The sequence below is a fragment of the Blautia sp. NSJ-175 genome, from assembly GCF_022867815.1.
GTDB lineage: Bacteria > Bacillota > Clostridia > Lachnospirales > Lachnospiraceae > Blautia > Blautia celeris.
In genome coordinates this window covers 23,237-43,598 of sequence record NZ_JALIFQ010000003.1, presented here as the reverse complement: position 1 = coordinate 43,598, position 20,362 = coordinate 23,237, and the positions used below count along the sequence as shown (strand labels likewise).

At 46.6% G+C, this 20,362-nt stretch carries 25 protein-coding genes; 24 read left to right on the top strand and 1 reads right to left on the bottom strand.

The genetic code is table 11. The features are described from left to right. Positions 1 to 11: 11 nt before the first annotated feature. From MUB35_RS05760 to MUB35_RS05685, 16 genes are all read left to right on the top strand, one after another. Positions 12 to 401: a hypothetical protein gene (locus MUB35_RS05760; RefSeq protein WP_244805850.1), complete on the top strand. Its 390-nt coding sequence runs from the start codon at positions 12 to 14 to the stop codon at positions 399 to 401. Next, positions 388 to 738 (top strand): putative minor capsid protein, encoded by a 351-nt coding sequence (locus MUB35_RS05755; RefSeq protein ID WP_244805849.1) that lies wholly within the window; start codon positions 388 to 390, stop codon positions 736 to 738. The genes MUB35_RS05760 and MUB35_RS05755 overlap by 14 nt, the downstream gene beginning before the upstream one ends. Next, positions 731 to 1,138: a minor capsid protein gene (locus MUB35_RS05750; RefSeq protein ID WP_244805848.1), complete on the top strand. Its 408-nt coding sequence runs from the start codon at positions 731 to 733 to the stop codon at positions 1,136 to 1,138. The genes MUB35_RS05755 and MUB35_RS05750 overlap by 8 nt, the downstream gene beginning before the upstream one ends. Next, a complete protein-coding gene (locus MUB35_RS05745) occupies positions 1,135 to 1,524 on the top strand; it encodes a hypothetical protein (RefSeq protein WP_244805847.1) in 390 nt (129 codons plus the stop codon). The genes MUB35_RS05750 and MUB35_RS05745 overlap by 4 nt, the downstream gene beginning before the upstream one ends. Positions 1,525 to 1,542: 18 nt before the next feature. Then, positions 1,543 to 2,010: a phage tail tube protein gene (locus MUB35_RS05740; protein ID WP_244805846.1), complete on the top strand. Its 468-nt coding sequence runs from the start codon at positions 1,543 to 1,545 to the stop codon at positions 2,008 to 2,010. Between the two features lie 40 nt (positions 2,011 to 2,050). Continuing rightward, on the top strand, positions 2,051 to 2,503 hold the full coding sequence (locus MUB35_RS05735; RefSeq protein ID WP_244805845.1) for a hypothetical protein: 453 nt from the start codon (positions 2,051 to 2,053) through the stop codon (positions 2,501 to 2,503). Then, positions 2,500 to 3,099, top strand: coding sequence for a Gp15 family bacteriophage protein (locus MUB35_RS05730; protein WP_244805844.1), 600 nt, complete (start codon positions 2,500 to 2,502; stop codon positions 3,097 to 3,099). The genes MUB35_RS05735 and MUB35_RS05730 overlap by 4 nt, the downstream gene beginning before the upstream one ends. Before the next feature lie 201 nt (positions 3,100 to 3,300). Further along, complete coding sequence (locus tag MUB35_RS05725; protein ID WP_244805843.1) at positions 3,301 to 5,718, top strand: phage tail tape measure protein; 2,418 nt, start codon at positions 3,301 to 3,303, stop codon at positions 5,716 to 5,718. 56 nt (positions 5,719 to 5,774) lie between these two features. Continuing rightward, positions 5,775 to 6,428: a phage tail family protein gene (locus MUB35_RS05720; RefSeq protein ID WP_244805842.1), complete on the top strand. Its 654-nt coding sequence runs from the start codon at positions 5,775 to 5,777 to the stop codon at positions 6,426 to 6,428. Further along, entirely contained in the window at positions 6,428 to 9,028 is a 2,601-nt protein-coding gene (locus MUB35_RS05715) for a phage tail protein (RefSeq protein WP_244805841.1), read from the top strand. Before MUB35_RS05720 ends, MUB35_RS05715 begins: the two co-directional genes overlap by 1 nt. A gap of 13 nt (positions 9,029 to 9,041) precedes the next feature. Continuing rightward, a complete protein-coding gene (locus MUB35_RS05710) occupies positions 9,042 to 9,182 on the top strand; it encodes a hypothetical protein (RefSeq protein WP_244805840.1) in 141 nt (46 codons plus the stop codon). Further along, positions 9,127 to 9,357, top strand: coding sequence for a hypothetical protein (locus MUB35_RS05705; RefSeq protein ID WP_244805839.1), 231 nt, complete (start codon positions 9,127 to 9,129; stop codon positions 9,355 to 9,357). Before MUB35_RS05710 ends, MUB35_RS05705 begins: the two co-directional genes overlap by 56 nt. After that, positions 9,350 to 9,757, top strand: coding sequence for a hypothetical protein (locus MUB35_RS30600; RefSeq protein WP_304657668.1), 408 nt, complete (start codon positions 9,350 to 9,352; stop codon positions 9,755 to 9,757). Before MUB35_RS05705 ends, MUB35_RS30600 begins: the two co-directional genes overlap by 8 nt. Next, positions 9,754 to 10,395: a hypothetical protein gene (locus MUB35_RS05695; RefSeq protein WP_244805838.1), complete on the top strand. Its 642-nt coding sequence runs from the start codon at positions 9,754 to 9,756 to the stop codon at positions 10,393 to 10,395. Before MUB35_RS30600 ends, MUB35_RS05695 begins: the two co-directional genes overlap by 4 nt. 14 nt (positions 10,396 to 10,409) lie before the next feature. Next, complete coding sequence (locus MUB35_RS05690; protein ID WP_244805837.1) at positions 10,410 to 11,309, top strand: collagen-like protein; 900 nt, start codon at positions 10,410 to 10,412, stop codon at positions 11,307 to 11,309. Between the two features lie 12 nt (positions 11,310 to 11,321). Then, positions 11,322 to 12,218, top strand: coding sequence for a collagen-like protein (locus MUB35_RS05685; protein WP_244805836.1), 897 nt, complete (start codon positions 11,322 to 11,324; stop codon positions 12,216 to 12,218). A gap of 6 nt (positions 12,219 to 12,224) precedes the next feature. On the opposite strand, the gene MUB35_RS05680 is transcribed toward MUB35_RS05685, so the two are convergent. Next, a complete protein-coding gene (locus MUB35_RS05680) occupies positions 12,225 to 12,473 on the bottom strand; it encodes a gp53-like domain-containing protein (RefSeq protein WP_018595234.1) in 249 nt (82 codons plus the stop codon). A 181-nt stretch (positions 12,474 to 12,654) separates the two neighbouring features. Here MUB35_RS05680 and MUB35_RS05675 point away from each other — a divergent pair, with 181 nt between their 5' ends. The 8 genes from MUB35_RS05675 (at position 12,655) to MUB35_RS05630 (ending at position 20,324) form a co-directional block, all read left to right on the top strand. After that, positions 12,655 to 13,056, top strand: a complete 402-nt coding sequence (locus MUB35_RS05675) for a hypothetical protein (RefSeq protein ID WP_244805835.1) — start codon at positions 12,655 to 12,657, stop codon at positions 13,054 to 13,056. 169 nt (positions 13,057 to 13,225) lie between these two features. After that, the gene (locus MUB35_RS05670; protein ID WP_178598929.1) at positions 13,226 to 13,483 is read left to right on the top strand and encodes a hypothetical protein; all 258 of its coding nucleotides are present in this window, start codon (positions 13,226 to 13,228) and stop codon (positions 13,481 to 13,483) included. Positions 13,484 to 13,485: 2 nt separating this feature from the next. After that, positions 13,486 to 13,707, top strand: coding sequence for a holin (locus MUB35_RS05665; RefSeq protein WP_244805834.1), 222 nt, complete (start codon positions 13,486 to 13,488; stop codon positions 13,705 to 13,707). 54 nt (positions 13,708 to 13,761) lie between these two features. Further along, positions 13,762 to 14,799: an N-acetylmuramoyl-L-alanine amidase gene (locus MUB35_RS05660; RefSeq protein ID WP_255785590.1), complete on the top strand. Its 1,038-nt coding sequence runs from the start codon at positions 13,762 to 13,764 to the stop codon at positions 14,797 to 14,799. A gap of 509 nt (positions 14,800 to 15,308) precedes the next feature. Then, complete coding sequence (gene pcrA, locus MUB35_RS05645) at positions 15,309 to 17,522, top strand: DNA helicase PcrA (protein WP_244805833.1); 2,214 nt, start codon at positions 15,309 to 15,311, stop codon at positions 17,520 to 17,522. 431 nt (positions 17,523 to 17,953) lie between these two features. Beyond that, positions 17,954 to 18,184: a DUF4366 domain-containing protein gene (locus MUB35_RS05640; protein WP_018594181.1), complete on the top strand. Its 231-nt coding sequence runs from the start codon at positions 17,954 to 17,956 to the stop codon at positions 18,182 to 18,184. A gap of 69 nt (positions 18,185 to 18,253) precedes the next feature. Then, a complete protein-coding gene (gene rlmD, locus MUB35_RS05635) occupies positions 18,254 to 19,921 on the top strand; it encodes a 23S rRNA (uracil(1939)-C(5))-methyltransferase RlmD (protein WP_244805832.1) in 1,668 nt (555 codons plus the stop codon). Positions 19,922 to 19,952: 31 nt separating this feature from the next. Continuing rightward, on the top strand, positions 19,953 to 20,324 hold the full coding sequence (locus MUB35_RS05630) for a TnpV protein (RefSeq protein ID WP_008689726.1): 372 nt from the start codon (positions 19,953 to 19,955) through the stop codon (positions 20,322 to 20,324). Positions 20,325 to 20,362 lie beyond the last annotated feature (38 nt).

Genomic DNA, 20,362 nt, shown 5'->3' with positions numbered 1-20,362 from the left:
AGGCGGTCAAGATGCCGTATGTAACACAGGATTACTATGAGCAAGATTTCCACGGGGAGCCGGTTGACGATGCCGACTTCCCGTCTCTTTTAGAACGGGCCGCAGAACTGGTAGAAGAGATGTGCATGTACCGGATATGTGATGCGCGGATGGACGCATACGGAACAGATATCAAGGAACGTATCATGAAGGCTATATGCGCCCAGATCGAGTACCTGGACTCCAACGGCGGTAGTGATATGGACAATGGGTCAGACCTGCAGAGCGCCGGCCTTGGTAAGTTTAATTACTCCAAGGCATCCGGTGCAGGCAACAGCACACAACAATCTATTTATGCACCACGTGCGCTGCGTATCCTAGCCCCAACAGGGCTTTTGTATCGAGGAGGTGGTTGCTATTAAAGCGATACCCAAAAAGCTGTTGATACACAGTATCACGCTGTCAAAGGTTGCGGAAACAGATAGATGGGGGACCGTGGAGAAGGAAGCACAATATCTTTTATCACATGTCCGTATAGAGCCGTCCAGTAAGATTGTCCGGGATAAGAACAGTGCAGAGATCCAGCTTGCGGCAACACTCTTTTATGACTGCAGGAACAGCCGGCCACAGAGGTTTGCTTTTGCCGTGGATGATATGGTTGTTTTTAACGGCCAGAAGTACCAGGTGAAGCTTGTGGAACCTCTCTATGACGGGGAGCGGTTGCACCATTATGAACTGGGGTTGATAGCATATGCCTAAAATTGTATCCAGGGTGACTTTTAACCGTGCTGGTACACTTACAAAGCTTCGGGCAGTCAGCAATGATGGACTCACCCTTATGGGACAGCAGGCTTTGAAAGATACTACGCAGCATGTACCTGTAGACCAGCATTTTTTGCAGGATAGCGGCATTAACAACAGTGATGACCGTGCCCGTGACCTGAAATTCGAAATGCACTGGGATGAACCATACGCACAGTATCTTTGGCACGGAGAAGTCATGTACGGAAATCCTACAAATCGGACATATGGACCTAAAAAGCTGTCTTTTACGTCCGCATTGGCACATATGGAATGGGCAAAATACGCCAAGGATGTGTATGGAGCTCAGTGGAAGCAGGTTTACCAGAATGCAGTAAAGGAGCTGGCAAAGAGATGACAACACAGATTGAGTTTTTAGAGTGTCTTGCGAGTGCTGCAGAGGATAACTGTAGGCTGGATAGTAAGATATCGCTGGATGAGCTGTCAGCCAGAAATAGTCTATATGCAGAGGTGGGAGAAGGATTTACGGAAACCATGTATTACAACAAGTGCACGGTCAAAACCGTACCTGTGCTTTTTTTGTGCCGGCATATAAGCCAACAGAGGTGCATAGAGCAGTTATCTGATATCTGCAATTATTTCCAACGGCTGCGGAATTATCCACAGGGTCATACTTTTTCATGGCTGGACACCACTATTGCAAAAGAACCATCAAAAATTGGCAGGGATGAGGACGGAACCTGGCACTATTCCTGCATTTTGAATTGCAAGTTATGTTATTAGAAAGGATAGGTGATAGAAATGGCAGAACCAACATTACCGAAAAACACAATAACCCCAGAGATGAACTGGGAAACCACGGCCCATATAAACACTGCACCGGAAGCGGAGACGGCGACATGGGCAGATTTGGGTAACTTAACAAAGAACATGGCTCAGGCTTTGAACGAGGTGTTATATCAGGCAACTTATTGGAAAGATAAAGGATGGGGCACTACAGAAGTGACCGGTGCACAGATGACACTTACTCTTACGGGGGATGTAAAACCGGACGATGAAGCATGTACATATATTTTGTCTGATAAAGTAATGTATGGACTGGGCGCAGCCCGTAAAACCCATTTGAAACTACAGAAAGGTGACAAAGTGATTATCTGGCCGGTAACATTGGCTAATATCACACCTGCTTATGGTGATTCTGGAGCGGTGAATGCGCTGACTGTAACAATCCACGGTAACGGCAGACCAACAATTGGTACTGGGGCGTAAGAGGGGCTTAACGGCTCCTTTTTTGATTGGAGGAATAAAAATGGCTTATCAGGCAAAGCGAAGAAAGCAGTTTGTCGAAGATTTTGAACTTATGAATGAAGATGGAACAATAGCTCACACCCTGCATGTATCCCTGGATGCGGATGACATGGTGGGGAAGATAAACCGGAAATATGCTGAACTTACAAAGACCCTAGCTGAGACCACAGAAATAAAACGTCAGTCTGAATCAGGGGAAGTGGATGCGGATTGTTATGAAAGGCTGGGAACAGCGGTTGTGAATCTGTTTGAGGCCGTATTTGGACCGGAGGATACCGAAACAATCGTACAGTTTTACAATAACCGATATATAGAGATGTGCAGAGAGGTAACTCCTTTTATCACACAGGTGGTAATACCACAGTGTATAAAAATCAAACAGGAGAATCAGCAGTCAATCCTACAGTCATACAACCGGAAACAAAGGAGAGCCTTTTTAAAGAAGGTGAAATGATGGGATTTTTAACAGAACCGATTGAGGATATAGTGCGGATTGGCAGGCGTAAATATTGTATAAACGCCGCATTTGATATTGTCCTGGATGTACAGCGGTTATATCGTGAGGAGCTTCCGGATGTGATCAAGCTTGATCAGGCTCTGAAAATGTTTGGTGTAGCTAAACCAGAAAAGATCACACCGCAGACAAGGACGGAGCTGCTGAATGACATCTATAAGAATTGTGTCAATACAAAGCAGAGACCGCCTGTTAAACAGCAGTTGCCTGTCTTTGATTTTGAAGAGGATGCAGAATATATCTATGCAAGTTTTATGCTTGATTATGGGATTGATCTGATAGATGTACAAGGACGGCTTCATTGGAAGAAGTTTATCGCTCTCTTCCAGGGACTTTCCGAACATACAAAAATCCGAGAGATCATGAAGATCCGCAGTATGGAGGTGCCGCGCTACGACGGCCACAACCAGAAGCAGATACAGGAAATACAAGAACTGAAATCCTATTATGCTCTGCCGGTTCGCGGTGGCGGTGGACAGCAGGGGCTTGATGCTCTGTTCTCAGCATTGGAAGCACAGGCGGTGAGGAATGGATAAAGAGAAACCAACAGAAAAGATGAAAAAAGTCGTATGTCCCTATTGTGGACATGAACAATATCCGTTTTATGAGAAGGGCGCTGTCTGCAGGGGCGTCTTTTTAAAATGCAAGAATTCGTCCTGCAGGAAACAATTTGAACTAAGACTATAACAAGACGCTGTGCCTTTGTGCCTGTCTGGAGATATAAGGCAGGTGAGAGCATGGCGGGTAAAGGTGACGGTGAGGTTGTATATACCCTTCGGGCAGATGACAGCGATTTGGAGGGAGACCTTAAAAGCGCCGAGAAAAAGGTCGAGAAATCCACAGAAGAGACGGCAGCAAAATCTGAGCAGGCTGAGAAGGAGACAGCCGAAACAAAAAAGAAAGTCAAAGAAGACGTTACTCAGCACCATAAGCAGCAGAATGAGGAGCAGGAAAAGTCAGATGAGGAATCCAGCAAAAAGCGCGAGGAGACTGCTAAAGGACATGGTGAAAAGCTAAAGAGTATTGCCGGGGGCGCGGCTAAAGCCATTGGCACAGGGATGCTTGCCGCAGGTACCACCGTTGTAGGTGTAGGCGTAGCTGCTGTAAATACGGCCAATGATTTTGATAAGGCCATGAACCAGTTCGTGGCGAGTACAGGCGTTGGGACAGAGTATACAGAGCGCTACAAAAAGCTCATGGAGGATGTCTATACCAACAATTATGGCGATAGCTTTGAAGATGTTGCAGACGCCATGTCGCAGATCAGACAGCAGATCGGACCGGTAGTAGATGACTGGGACCCTGCCGGTCTGCAGGAGTTTACGGAATCCGCATTTGCTTTGCGGGACACCTTCGGACTTGACATCCAAGAATCTGTAAGAGCTGCGAACACCATGATGGAACAATTCGGCATGGACGGAACGGATGCCATGAATATGATCGCAGCCGGTGCCCAGAATGGACTTGATTTTTCAGGAGAATTTATTGACAGTATCAATGAGTATTCTGTGCAGTTCGCCAAAGTTGGCATGGATGCCGATGACATGTTTAAGATATTCCAAAAAGGTGCTGACAGCGGTGCCTTTAACCTAGACAAGATTGGTGACGCCGTAAAAGAAATGTCTATCCGTGTGATTGATGGCTCTGATACCACAAAAGAAGGATTTGAGACAATTGGCCTGAATGCCGATGAGATGGCCGCTAAATTCGCGGCAGGCGGTGATAGCGCAAAGGAAGCCTTCAAGCAGACGATTGACGCTTTAGCGGGAATAGAAGACCCGCTCGCACAGAATACAGCAGGTGTCGACCTGTTTGGAACTATGTGGGAGGATTTGGGACCTGATGCAGTTACTGCCTTGGCTGACATACAGGACGGCGCATATGATACGGCGGATGCAATGGAGGGTATCAAAGCAGTAAAGTATGATGACCTTGGGTCCATGTTTGAGGGATTGAAACGAGCTATTGAAGTCCTGCTTATACCGTTGGGTGAACAACTTATCCCATTGCTTTCTGACCTTATCAAGGATGTGCTGCCGCTGATTGAGGAAAGTTTGCCACCGCTGATAGAGATGATCGCGGGGTTTGCTGAACAGCTTATGCCAATCATCCAGGATATCTTGCCTGTACTTTTAGAAACAATAACGGCTTTGGGCGAACCCCTTATGCAGCTTATTGAAGAAATCCTGCCAGTCATTTTGGATTTATTTTCCCAGGTTGCGCCACTTTTGGGTGAATTTATCGAAGCGATACTTCCGATTTTGGTTGAGTTGTTCCAGGCACTGATTCCACCTTTGATTGAAATAATCAGTGCGGCTCTTCCACCACTGATTGAGCTTGTAAATGCACTATTGCCAATTTTTCAGACAGTGATTCAGTTATTGGAACCTATTATAGGTTTATTTTTGGACCTGATGGGACCCATTGTGGATCTGATCAATCAAGCTCTTGTACCATTAGTAGAAGCATTACAGCCTATCATAGATACAATAACTGATTTTTTGATCCCAATACTTGAAACTCTTATGAAAGTATTTGAAACCATATTTGGTGGGATTGTGTCACTTGTAGAAAGAGAAATAAAAAGAATAACGGATATCCTGGGCAGTATAGTAGATTTTGTGAGAAATGTGTTTGCTGGAAACTGGGAAGGCGCTTGGCAAAATATAGTGGACATATTTCATAATATAATTGATGGAATTGTGGACTTTTTCAAAGCTCCTTTGAATGCGATAGTGGACGGATGGAACAGCCTTGCGGATAGCATAGGATATTTTGAAATACCGGAATGGGTGCCATTTGTAGGCGGAGGGACCTTTTCACTGCCTACTCTGCCCCGCTTGAAGGTTGGTATGGATTATGTCCCAGCCGATTATTTCCCGGCATACCTGGATGAAGGCGAGGCGGTCCTAACAAAGCAGGAAAATGCCATGTACAGGCAGTTAGGAGGATTACAGGGCATGTTTGCATTACAGAATCAGCGATCTGTTGCGCCGGCACAGCCACAGACAGAAATAGATTATGAACGCATAGGCCAGGAAACCGCCAGAGCAATGAAGGGCATGGGTGTGTATCTGGACAAGAAACCTGTAGGAAAAATCATTGCTCCCGTTGTCAGTGAGGAAATGGGAAAAATCAACGAAAGGAGGACATGATGAGCACAGGCATAACATTTGATACTTGGCATACCGCACGGGATTGGGGACTAAAGTTGTTAAGTTATCATATACCAATGCCGGAGCCGAAGGAAAAAACTGTCGATGTGGCAGGAGCGCATGGTGTCCTGGACCTGACAGAGGTTGACGGGACTGTTTATTATGGTAGGCGTGAGGGAATAGAAATAATCTTCGACCTTGTTGACGGTTCTGGGCAAAGCTGGCTTGCAAGATATTCAGAGATTGCTGCAGCCATACATGGTCAGAAAATGAAAATGATACTGGATGACCAGCCGGATTATTACTACATGGTGCGCCTCAACCTGGACAGTACAAAGAGCGATCCGGTGCTGTCCCAGTTTGTCCTGACAGGTTCTGCGGAACCTTTTAAATATGATGTGACAACCAGTGCGGAAGACTGGCTGTGGGACCCGTTCAACTTCCATTCCGGGGTGATCCGGGTGTTGAAAGATATCAAGATCACATCAAGCAATAAAACTGTCAAAATAGCAGGGGGTGGCATCAGCACAGCTCCTATCTTCCAGGTGAAGACAGCAAGTAATCTGAAGGCTACATTTGGCGGCAAGTCCTACCCTCTCACCGTCGGGCGGAACCGTATCCCAGAGATCCGGGTAGGAAAAACAGATGTCACTCTGAATTTTACCGGCACAGGGGAACTGACCATTGACTATAGAGGGAGGTATCTGTGATGTACAAAGTCTATCTTGATGGGCGCATCCTTTATTACCCGGGGGACGAGGAGGCCGTCATTGCGGACAGTATACTGAGCCAGACTGTGAATGATTCCGGAACCTTTACCTTTTCCCTGCCGGAAGATAATCCGGAATACGAGAACATCCAGACAAGGATATCTATGCTGCAGGTGACGAAGGATGATAAAGAGATTTTTTATGGTGAGGTACGCAGCGTTGACAAGGATATAGATAAGATAAAGCAGGTTTACGCAGTCGGTGAACTTGCTTTTTTGTTTGACAGTGTACAGCCTCAGGCCGTTTATCATGACTTGTCCCCCCGGCAGATGCTGGAGACATGGCTCAATATCCATAACAGCCAGGTCGAGGAGAAGAAACGCTTTTATGTGGGCATCGTGACGGTGCATGACAGCAATGACAGTCTGTACCGGTATACAAACCAGGAGACCACTCTGGACTGCATCCGGGAAAAATTGTGTGATAAGCTGGACGGATACCTGCGCATCCGTAAGACAGGTGGAAAGAGATATCTTGACCTTGTGACGTTGCAGGATTATGGGAAGATCTGTGAGCAACCGGTACAGTTCGGTGCGAATCTCATTGATTACGTCGAAAACGTGTCAGGGGAGAATATCGTTACTGCCTGCATCCCGCGTGGTGGAAAGCTTGATGAAAGCCCAATAGAAGGACTGGACGCTTATACAGACATCACATCTGTAAACAGCGGGAAAGATTATGTGTATATCCAAAAAGCTGTGGATATTTATGGATGGATATACAGGGTCGTTGACTGGGATGATGTTTTTATACCGGCCAACCTAAAGGCGAAAGCTGAAAAATGGCTGACAGACAACCAGTATGAGACCATGACGCTGGATATCACAGCAGTTGATGCGTCTATCCTGAATGCGGATTTTGAATCCTGGGAACTGGGGGACAGCATACATGCCGTGGCTGAACCCTTTGGCATGGACCGGTATTTTCCAGTTTATAGCCGGGAGTTGCATCTGCAGGCACCGGAAGAGGACAGGATGCAGCTTGGAACTACGGCCAGAAAGGATTATGTCCGGCAGAATCAGGCACAGAACTCTCAGACGAAAAACGAATTTGAGAAGGTACATCAGACCAGCTCCTTTTTACAGTCAGCTATAGATAACGCTACACAGATGATGACAGGAAGCAACGGTGGATACAAAGTTACAGAATTTGACGAAGACGGCAGGTGGCTGCGGGATCTGTATATGAATGCTCCGCAAAAAGAAGATGCAACAAACATCATGCAGATAAATATGAACGGTATCGGCTTTTCCCGTGAGGGATTTTCCGGGCCGTACAAAAATGCGTGGACCATAGACGGGGTGCTGGCAGGTGAATTTATCAAAGCAGGTACTGTACAGGCGGAGGCACTGTCAACAGAGTACCGACAGTCTGTACAAAAGGAAATTGAAAATGCTGAAACTGGCGCAAAAGAATATGCAGAGAGCTATACAACAACAGCGATCAAGGCATTAGAGGATAAGATAACCCTGTCTGTCAACGAAAAGCTGAGTTATGTCATGCATGATTATGTTGTGAATGGTGATCTTGCAGATGATCTGGACGGATGGACCGTATCCGATGCTGCAGTCATAACACTGGCAGATGCTGCACCTCTGGGAAAGTGTGTAAAGTTTTCAGGCGCATCCACAACCGCGAGTCTGAGACAAACCTTTACAAAGATGAAGGCTGGCAAATTCAAGGTGCGCTTCAAAGCCGCTGGAGATGCCGGAACAGCACCCAGGGCCAGGGTGCGCTGCAGCTACAACTCTGTGTCAAAGTACACAACGGCTGGAGATATCAAATCAGGAACCTGGACACAGTTTGAATTTGAATATGACCTTACTACGGATGGTACAAAGTACCTGTATCTTTATGATTACGTGTCAGGCGTACCTGTGTATATCAAGGATGTAGAATTGCTGGGGAGTTACGAGGATTATAATGAGGCACAGATAACTATCCTGAGTAATAGTATTGAGAGTAAGGTCACCAAAAATGAATTCGGGAGCTACGTCATCCAGCATTATAACAAAGTTATTACAGCATTTAATGACAGCAGCAAGTATGTCCAGATCTCTGCTGGCGAGATCGCTATTTATGATTATGGTGTAACAGCCAGCAAAAAAAGGGCGGCATTTGACCAGAATGGAAACCACTTCTGGCGTGACGGCTATGAGATTGGAAAGATTGGTACAAATAACTGGAAATCTGACCCTTCCAAAAGAGGACTTGTATTTGACTTGGAATACCAGGCTGCATATATGTGCTGGGCCTGGATGGAGAGTTCGACAGCGGGTGTATATACAAGTAAATGGCTGTATGCATCAAAAAGTGTAGGCACTTATGCGGCGGATACATTACATGCAGGGTGCAGTCTTGATATGCATAATTTCACTATAAAAAACCTGAAAGTAGAAAACCTGCAGGCTGGAGGATACAAGGGGTGGTCAGGAAATATCCCGATCATCACTGATATATGGGATAACGGCGATGGAACAATAGGCTGGTCATATAGCAGTGTCGATGTAGAGAACGGAGTTGTTTTAGCTGGCCCTTGATGAGGAGGTATGAATGGAGATCAAGATCGTGGAAGGGGAAGAATCCCCTATGGCTGAAAACAAAGAAGTAGTGGCAGTTAATATGAAAGGAGCATTATATGGCAGAAAAGATGCAGGAACCACAAAGACAAAGACCAGTGACCGTAAGGATTGAAGCGTTTAAAGGATCACTTGCAAGGGTGGTGGCGGAATCAGGGCTGCCGCCTTTTTTGCTGGAGATGCTGCTGGGCGAATACCTGATAGGAATAAGCCAGGTCGCACAAAAGGAATATGAACAGGATAGGGCTGACTGGGAAAAGGATTGCAAGGAGAGTGAGGCAGATGGCTGATATCAGCAAAGAGATACAGGCGTTTGAGGATGCAGTCTATGGAGAGGAAGTAAGGGGAAGCATGATATCCCTGGCTGAAAAGGTGAACAGTGAGGCGTCAAAAGCCCAGACAGATGCTGCGGATGTTGTAAAGCGTGCCAACAGCGGCGAGTTCAAGGGCGCAAAGGGTGATACTGGTCCTGCAGGTCCCAAAGGCGCCACCGGCTCTGCTGGTCCGATTGGGCCAAAAGGGGAAAAGGGAGACACTGGCCCACAAGGTCCTGCTGGTCCACAAGGCCCCCAGGGGCCAGCAGGAAAGGACGGTGTGGTGACACAGCTCCCCATCGGGACCTTCTCCATGCACATCAATGAGGCCGGGCATCTTATTATGACACATAATGTTCAGGAGGCGGGAGGATGATAAGAGCTGTATTTAAAGAATGGGAAGACTATGTTAAAGCCTATGGGCTGACACAGTGGGATTATGGACAGGAACTCCGCCTTTACGGCCTGCATCTACCGGATCCCATCGAGATCCATTTTGCATCAAAGTATCAGGATATAGCCTTGATACAGATTGGGCACGGAATAGAAGACGGTGGAACATCCGTGGAGATACCGGATGATCTGCTGGAAGACGGGGGCGATATCGTCGCATATGTGTATGTATGTGATGAAATGCACGGAGAGACAGTAAAGACAGTTGACCTGCCAGTAAAGAGACGGCAGCGCCCGGAGCCTTTTAACAGGCCGAATGGTAACAGGGACACCATCGGCCAGATATTGAAGGAGCTGGAAAACAAGGCGGATGACCTGTCACTGCAAGAGGATGTCCTGCAATTGATGTCCGGCGATAAGCCAACCGGTACAAAAGTAAGACTGCCCATCCGAGAGCGGGAGATCGAAATGCGGAATACGGGGACAGCTATTGAATGGAGATATACGGACAGTAATGATTGGAACAGCCTCATCATTTTAGAGGATATCCGGGGACCGGCAGGTGAAACACCAGAATTTGAGATCAGGGATGGCCACTTGTATGCAATATATCAAAAGTAAAGGAGAGATAAGACATGGCAAGAGAAGTTGATTTAGGCAGTATTGTAGGACCACAGGGACCGCAGGGTAAACAAGGTGAAACAGGCCCTACAGGTCCGAAGGGTGATACGGGTGCAACCGGACCAAAAGGTGCAGACGGTGCAACATGGCTGTTTGGTACGGTGGCTCCTACAACCCAGGGGAAAGACGGGGACTTCTTCCTCAATACTGCAAATTTTGATGTCTATAAAAGGGCATCAGGAGCCTGGGCGAAGACAGGTAATATCAAAGGCGCGACTGGTGCACAGGGTCCGAAAGGAGATACTGGAGCAACCGGAGCGCAAGGGCCGAAGGGAGACACCGGAGCAACCGGTGCCACAGGACCAAAAGGAGCTACAGGCGCCACGGGACCGCAGGGACCTGCCGGCGAAGCATTTACTATTGCAAAGACCTATGCCAGTATCAGTGCCATGAACAGCGGCTATGCATCTGACGGTGTGAAGGTTGGCCAGTTTGTCATGATCGACACCGGAAACGTCAATGATGCAGATAATGCGAAATTGTATGTAAAAGGCTCATCGGCATACACCTATATCACAGACTTGTCTGGTGCAACTGGTATGACAGGACCACAGGGAGCAAAAGGTGCGACAGGCGCAACAGGCCCGCAGGGAGCAAAAGGTGATAAGGGTGATAAAGGAGACGCTTTCACCTATGCGGACTTTACATCTGCCCAGTTGGCTGCATTAAAAGGGGCAAAGGGAGATACGGGAGCTACAGGCCCGCAGGGACCGAAAGGAGATACCGGAGCGACTGGAGCAAAGGGTGCAACCGGAGCCACAGGGCCTCAGGGGCCGCAGGGACCAGCGGGTGCAGACGGCAAGACTCCGACCTTTGAGATCCGGAGTGGACATCTGTATGCAATATTCCAGTAAGGAGGCGGAAACATGGCATTGATTGAAACAGATTTAGGCTCTGTGGTTGGACCTCAGGGACCCGCAGGGCCGAAGGGTGCAACCGGAGCCACTGGAGCTCAAGGCCCGGCCGGACCAAAGGGTGCAGACGGAACGACACCCACGATAGGGAGCAATGGAAACTGGTATTTGGGCAGTACAGATACCGGAAAACCATCACGCGGTGCGACTGGAGCCACAGGAGCAACCGGTCCGCAGGGAGCAAAAGGTGCGACCGGTGCTACAGGCCCGCAGGGGCCGCAGGGACCAGCGGGAAAGGTAGATGCTACGGTTCCTGTATCTTTTACGGACGCGTCATCCAGGCTAAATCTAACAACGGGTGAAACAATAGGAACTTTAGTAGGTAAGATATCTAAATGGCTGAAGGATACAAAGTATCTTGCATTTAGCCGTGTGATTGATCTGGCAAGTAAAGTAACTCCGGCCAGTACGGATGCTTTATTGCTGGAAGAATCCTCTGGTACAGGGAAGAAAATGTTATTTTCTGATTTTTTGACGTACCTTCAAAATGAGGTTAAGCCCAAAACTACTGCCGCAAATGTTGATTTTACAAAAGCCGATGGTACAAAAAGTAATGTGCAGGATACAGTTACTGCGCTAAACTCCGCTTTGGGAGGATTTCAAATTCTTACCGGAAGAGTGGATATTACGCCAAAAGCAAACACACCAACTGCAAAAGCAGTAGAGTTTAGCCGTGAGTTTGCGTCAGCACCGGTTGTTATTACTTGTCCTGCCAGTTCAGTACCGGGGACAACCATAACCGGGACATCTGCGTCTGATGTAACAAAAAGTGGATGCAACATTTATCTTACACGTAGTGGAACTGCAACCAGTACAGTAATGTGGGTAGCAATAGGACCAGCAAAATAGCCTATTTTACATTGGCCCTATTGCAACCCACACCATAATTGTCTCTGTATCATTTATCCTTGTAACATATGCTTCAAACCCATCTTTTGTATTATTACTTGTACCAATTCCCAAAACATTTGTGCCTGGTACGGATGAAATAACAGTCATCACTACGCCGGGCTGACTTTTAAAGGGTTTCGGGAAAGTTACCTTTTTCATAGTGGGTTCATTTGGCTTCGGGGTTATAGTAACTCTTCCCGTCTGAATCGCCATTCCACCTAAAGCGGAGTTTAGCTAAAGAAACGAAGAATTTTTACCAGAATACACCCATCCAGGCGTGTTGTGACGAGGATTTTTTTCTACGAAAGCAGGTGATTTATATGAAAATCAGAGCCAGACCGTGATGAGCGGTCTATTTTAATGCAGAAAATCAAAAAAAGGAAAGGTGAAAGATATGGGTAAAATTAGATTAAATAATGGACAGGAGCTGGAGATTATCGCAGATGGTATCCAGGTGTCAGGTGATTCACTCACTCTGGGATTAGTCCCGGGGAATAAAAATATCATGGAGTATGAGACGCTGCTGTCAGATGCTGCCAATACAAGCAGGATCCAGGTGATTGATTATAATGAAGAGGTGTTTAAAATCTATTCCGGATTTACAAAAATCCAGAGGATTGAAAAGCAGATGGATGCTGTTGTGAACCATACACAGGATGCGGAAGGAAATCCGGTGCCTGTCAAAGGAGTTGCTATCCTTGTGGAGCTGCAGAAACCGGATGAAACAGAGGCCCGTATAGCTGCTTTGGAGGAAACTGTTGACACCCTGGTGCTTGAAAGTCTGGGGCTTGCGTAAGGAGGTGCGCGAAATGTTTGAGACAATTGCGAGGTTATATAAAAAGACCGGAAATGCAGAAGTAGTAGAAAAGGCTGCCGCGAAAGGCTGGATCAGCCAGGAAGAGAAGGAGAATCTCCTTGCTGGCTAATAGTTGTATTTCAATCTTTGAGTGAGGAGGAATATACATGTGACAGAATGGGAAGTATTTGGTGTTATTGTGGCCCTGACTGCTTTTGCAATCTCCATCGGCACACCGATCATAAAGCTGAACACATCCATAACCCGACTGATCGACAGACTTAATATGCTGGATGAGGGAATGGACGAGCTGACGGAAAAGAACCACAAATCCCATGAGCGGATATGGGTGCACAACGAGGAACAGGATAATAAACTGAATGACCACGAGACACGGATCACCATATTGGAGAAGAAAGAAGGGTGACTATGAGGAATAAAGAGTATTGGATGAACTGGGTGAAAAAGGCAGGTATCAGAGCAGTTAAGACCATAGCCCAGGCTGCAATTGCTGGTATTGGTACCGCCGCAGCAATGGGACAGGTGGATTGGAAATATGTACTATCTGCCGCTATATTGGCAGGGGTATTGTCCATGCTGACCAGTATTGCTGGTTTGCCAGAGGTTGAGTCGAAAATAGAGGGAGAGTAATATCGCCCTCTTTTTATTTGCGCTGGTAGTTACGCCAGCAGAAAGGAATGAATTATGAGAATTAACGTACATGCGGGGCATAATTATAAGGTTCCAGGAGCTTCGGGGGTATTTTCAGAGACCGCGGAAGACCGGAAAGTAAAGGACTTGGTAATCAGTAAGCTCCGCGCGGCAGGGCATACAGTATATGATTGTACAGATGAGGATTCCGGCAGTGTAAGCGGAAACCTGGCCGCAATCGTGGCAAAATGCAATGCTCACGCCGTGGATCTGGACGTGTCTATCCATTTTAATTGCTTTAATGGACAGGCGCAGGGAACAGAAGTATTTGTTTATAACTGGGGCACGGCGGCGGAACCATACGCCCAGAGGATTGCTGACAGGATTGGTGAGTTAGGGTATATCAAGAGAGGTGGCGGGGTGAAGACTAATTCTAGCCTCTATGTGCTGCGGCGCACATCAAGCCCGGCCCTGCTGGTTGAGTGTTGTTTTTGCGATAATGCCGGAGACGCAGGAAGGTATACCGTGGAGAAAATGGCAAGTGCTATTGTAGCCGGGATTACAGGTAGTGCAATGTCTGGCAGCACTCCTGTAGGAAATGTTAAAAACTGGCTGTCCAGAGGTGACATAGGGGCGGCAGTCACCAAATGGCAGAAGACGTTAAACACGTTCGGCAGCGGCATAAAAGTAGACGGAGATTTCGGGCCGGATACAGAGACGCAGACTATCCGGGTACAGCGCCTTGTAGGTGTTACTGCGGACGGATGTGCCGGAGAGAAGACACAGGCAGCCGTGGACGCATACCTTAAAAAGAATAACTGGATACAGGTACGTGATGGACGCTGGTGGTATCGCCATTCAGATGGCGGCTATACTAAAAACGCCTGGGAGAAAATCGGCGGAGTATGGTTCCATTTTGACGGCAATGGATGGATGCAGACAGGCTGGCTGCAGGATAATGGAAAATGGTATTATCTCAAAGCCAACGGTGCTATGGTTGCGGATGATCTGGTGCGAACGGGTGGTAAGGTCTACTATGTAGATAAGTCCGGTAAGATGTGCTATACAGATAGCTCAGGAGCACTTAAATAGTAGTGTTGTGATCCGGCTCGACGTCGAGTCTGCAGCATAATTATAGCCCCGGTGATGAGCCGGGGCAAATAAAAGAGGACCAGCCGTAGCCGGTCCCCAGGACTATATTTTTGCACAGCGTATATGTGCATGATTATCATAACATGTTATGTGGTTGTTTGCAAGTATAAAATAAAAATAATGACCGATACCATTACAATACCGGCCAATTACGCTTTATTTAGAGATGCTTTTTTAATTCATTTTTCCTTTCTTGTCCCCTTTTTGTCCCCTTTTTCGGTTTTTGGACATTTTGTAACGCTTGAAACCCGCATGGTTGGTACATTTTTGAGAGAAAATATAGTTTTTAAAACTATTTGTAAATGGATTTTTCCGAAAACAGCAGAAATCCCCGGCAAACGCTTGCCTGCCCCGGGGAGCTGTGTTATATTGTAGGAACAGGTGTTTTGATACATGGAGATAGAAAGTACAAAATGTGCTTTCTATTGTTGATTTATGGAGGTACATTTATGAGTATATATGACACTTTGAATCCGCAGCAGAAGGAAGCAGTCCTTCACACAGAGGGGCCGGTGCTGATCCTGGCCGGAGCGGGCTCAGGAAAGACCAGAGTGCTGACCCACAGGATCGCCTATCTGATCGAGGAAAAGGGTGTGAATCCGTGGAATATCATGGCTATCACATTTACCAATAAGGCGGCAGGTGAGATGCGCGAGCGTGTGGATAAAATCGTGGGATTCGGCTCTGAGAGTATCTGGGTCTCCACCTTCCATTCAAGCTGTGTGCGTATTTTGCGAAGATATATAGACAGGCTGGGATTTGACCACAATTTTACCATTTATGATACAGATGACCAGAAAAGTCTGATGAAGGATATCTGCAAACGTCTGCAGATCGATACGAAGGTACATAAGGAGAGGGCCATACTTTCCGCCATTTCTTCGGCAAAGGATGAACTGGTGACGCCGGAGGAATATGAGCTGAACAATATGTCTGATTTCAGCAAGAAAAAGATTGCCCAGGCATACAAGGAATACCAGAAAGAGCTGAGAAAAAACAACGCACTTGATTTTGACGATCTGATCGTGAAGACAGTGGAGCTGTTCCAGGCATGTCCGGATGTGCTGGACTATTACCAGGAGCGTTTCCGTTATATTATGGTGGATGAGTATCAGGATACCAATACGGCACAGTTTAAATTTGTAAGCCTTCTGGCAAGTAAATATAAGAATCTGTGCGTGGTGGGCGATGATGACCAGTCTATCTATAAATTCAGGGGGGCAAATATCGGAAATATCCTTGGATTTGAGAAGGTATTTTCTGACGCTAAGGTAATCAAACTGGAACAGAATTACCGTTCTACCCAGAATATCCTCAATTCTGCCAATGAGGTGATACATAATAATATAGGAAGAAAAGAGAAATCCCTGTGGACAGACAATGAGGAAGGTTCCCTGGTGCATTACAGGCAGTTTATGAATGCATATGAGGAGGCCGAATTCATTGCGGGAGATATCAGCAGGAAAGTGCGGGAAGCAGACTGCCAGTATAAAGACTGTGCCATTTTGTACAGGACCAATGCCCAGTCACGTCTTTTCGAGGAAAAATTCCTTATGGCAAATATTCCGTACAAACTGGTGGGAGGCGTCAACTTCTATGCCAGAAAGGAGATCAAGGACCTGCTGGCTTACCTGAAGACTGTGGACAACGCCAGAGATGATCTGGCTGTGCGCCGTATCATCAATGTGCCGAAACGCGGAATCGGGGCAACCACTCTTGCAAAGGTGCAGGATTACGCCTCTGAGCACGACATGAGCTTTTACGATGCTTTGAAAGAAGCAGAGAATATTCCTACCCTTGGAAGGGCAGCAGCCAAAATCGAACCCTTTGTCACATTTGTCCAGAGCCTCAGAAGTAAGACGGAGTATTTTTCGCCGTCAGAGCTGCTCAATGATATTATTGAGGAGACAGGATATGTGATGGAGTTAAAGGCTGAGGGCACAGAGGAAGCAGACGCAAGGATTGAAAATATCGATGAGTTGATCACAAAGATTGTTTCCTATGAGGAGGAAAATGAAGATTCCACACTCAGCGGATTCTTGGAAGAGGTTGCCCTGATCGCCGATATTGACACAGTGGACGGGGATGGAAACCAGGTGCTTCTTATGACGCTGCACAGTGCGAAGGGTCTGGAATTTCCTTATGTATATCTGGCCGGCATGGAGGATGGTATTTTCCCGAGTTATATGACCATCACGGCAGATGACCCGGCAGAGCTGGAGGAGGAGCGCAGGCTTTGTTATGTGGGTATCACAAGGGCCATGAAGGATCTGACGCTGACCTGTGCGCAGCAAAGAATGATACGCGGTGAGACACAGTACAATAAGCCCTCCCGTTTTATCCGGGAGATTCCAAGGGAACTGGTGGACCTGGGAAGAGACTTTAAAGAGCAGAAGATCAAGGAGATTCCGCTTCCCAATACGATGAAGCAGATGAAACAGGCGTTTAAGCAGCCTGCATTCATACCAAAGCAGTTTGAGGTGAAAAAATCAGCGGGACTGTCTTACAATGTGGGTGACACGGTGAAGCATATCAAATTTGGTGTGGGTGTTGTGAAAAATATCGTGGAAGGCGGCCGTGACTATGAAGTGACCGTGGATTTCGACAAGTCAGGGACTAAGAAAATGTTTGCGTCATTTGCAAAACTGAAAAAAGTGGAATAAGATTTGAGAAATCTGCAGAAGCTGAATAGAAATAAAGTTACTGCTCACTCTGTGACCGGTACCGGGATAATTACTGTTCACTGCGTGCCCAGCAACACGCTTCGTGATGCACAGATATGGAGCATTCTGCTCCATATCGCGCTGGCTGTCTCGGGATTTTCATGCCTTCAGCCTGAAAACACCTCGCGGGACAGTGGCGTGTGAACAGTAACTCGGGATAAATCAATATGAAAATATTGAATAAAGGATAGTAAAATTTTGCCTATCGTGATATAATATTAAAAACAAGCCGAATGAAAGTTTTTTTACAGGAAACTATAATAAAGGAATTTGCAGTACATTCGGCAAAGACTGACAGACAGCCGGCAGCAACTCCGGAGAGTCGGGGCAGCAGTGCAGGATGTCATAAGTAAGAGAGGATGGTGCAGGCTATGAATCGTATTGAGGATTTAATCACAGCATTACAGAAGAAAGAAGAAGAAAAAAATAAGAATACCGTCTTATGGATTCTGGCTATCATCGGAGCAGTAGCTGCTGTTGCCGGAATAGCATATGCAGTATACCGTTTCTTCACTCCGGATTATCTGGAAGATTTTGAAGAGGACTTCGACGATGACTTCGATGATTATTTTGAAGACGATGACGAGGATGAAGACAAATAAAAAGAGTAATAGGGAGCTTCGGGAAACCGGAGCTTCTTTTTCTGTTAAACAATATCAGGAGGAACAGTTTTGAAAAAAGGAGAAATTTACGAAGGAATCATTGAAAAAGTAGACTTCCCCAACAAGGGACGTATCATCATAGACGGCAGGACCGTTACCGTAAAGAATGGCATTCCGGGCCAGAAGGTGCGGTTTTTGATAAATAAAAAGAGGGGAGACCGTCTGGAAGGACGACTTCTGGAGGTGCTGGAAAAATCTCCGCTGGAGAAACGCGAACCTGTCTGCAGCATTTTCCCGGCCTGCGGCGGCTGTATGTATCAGACCATGGAGTATGAAGACCAGCTTAATATGAAGGCAGAGCAGGTTAAAAATCTGCTGGACAAGGTGATTGTAAATGCCGGTCAGGTGGATGAGGACGGCAGCCCGGATTATATGTTTGAAGGGATTAAGGGAAGTCCCATGGAGTTTGCTTACAGAAATAAAATGGAGTTTTCCTTCGGTGATGAATACAAGGACGGCCCTCTGGCGCTGGGACTGCATAAGAAGGGAAGTACCTATGATGTGCTGAATGCTTATGACTGTAAGCTGGTGCACGAGGATATGACGAAGATTCTGCAGTGTGTGGGCGAGTATTTCCGGAGCAGGAATGTGAGTTATTATAAGAAGATGCAGCATGTGGGATATCTGCGCCACCTGCTTTTGAGAAGGGCCAATACAACTGGGGAGATTCTGGTGAATCTGGTAACTACAAGCCAGGAGGAACATGATCTGGAACCGCTGAAGGAAGAACTGCTGGCGCTGCCTTTGGAGGGGGAGATAGTGGGATTTCTCCATATTATCAATGACGCGCTCTCTGATATGGTGCAGAGCGATGAGACCAGGATACTGTATGGGAAGGATTATTTTTATGAGGAGATCCTGGGGCTTAAATTTAAAGTGACGCCGTTTTCTTTCTTCCAGCCGAATTCTTATGGGGCAGAGGTGCTGTATAATACGGCAAGGGAGTATATCGGGGATACGAAAGATATGACCGTGTTTGATCTGTACAGCGGAACAGGGACCATTTCACAGATACTTTCGCCGGTGGCGAAAAAGGTGATCGGGGTTGAAATCGTGGAGGAGGCTGTGCAGGCGGCGAAGGAGAATGCAGAGCTGAATGGAATTGACAACTGCCGGTTCATTGCTGGGGATGTGCTGAAGGTGATTGATGAGATTGAGGAGAAGCCTGATTTCATCGTGCTGGACCCGCCGAGAGATGGGATTCATCCTAAGGCGCTGCCGAAGATAAGAGATTCATTTAGGTGTGAAAGAATTGTATACATTTCTTGTAAGCCAACTAGCCTGGCCCGGGATATCCTTGAATTTTCAAAGGGGGGATATCATGTAAAACGTGTCTGTTGCGTTGACATGTTCCCTAACACCGTCCATGTAGAGACGGTTGTTCTTTTGTCCCAACAAAAACCAGATGACACGATAGAGATCGACTTAGACCTGGACGAGCTGGATGCCACCAGTGCCGAGTTGAAAGCAACCTATCAGGAAATCAAAGATTATGTGCTGAAAGAATTTGGCTTGAAGGTTTCAAGTTTATATATTTCTCAGGTAAAACGCAAATGTGGAATTGAAGTGGGAGAAAACTATAATCTTCCAAAATCAGAAAATGCAAGAGTTCCACAATGCCCGAAAGAGAAAGAAGATGCTATCAAGGCTGCCCTGAAATATTATGCGATGATCTAAGGACATCGCTGATTTCAAGGAGGAATAACACATGAAAAGCACATTTGAAAAAATGGGTGGAACCTACACACTTGGCGCAGACGGAATTTACTATCCGAATCTTGTCAGTACAGATGAAGAACCGCATTATGGGAAATACGGAATGTTGCGGAAAACATATCTGAAAGAGCATCGTCCGGCAATGTATTCACTGTATATGTTGGAAGACAGATTGACAGAACATCTGAATGCGGTGGACGATGAAACACAGGAGAAAATGGATATTCTGGTGAGTCAGATGATGGAGAAGCAGGGCATTACGGAAGAATTGAAAGCTCGTGACCAGATGGAATGGGTTAGAGCGGTAAATAATGTCCGGAATGCTGCAGAAGAGATTGTGTTGAAAGAATTGATTTACAGGTAAACAAAGGGCTGAACAGGTAGGACGAAAAATCCTATTTG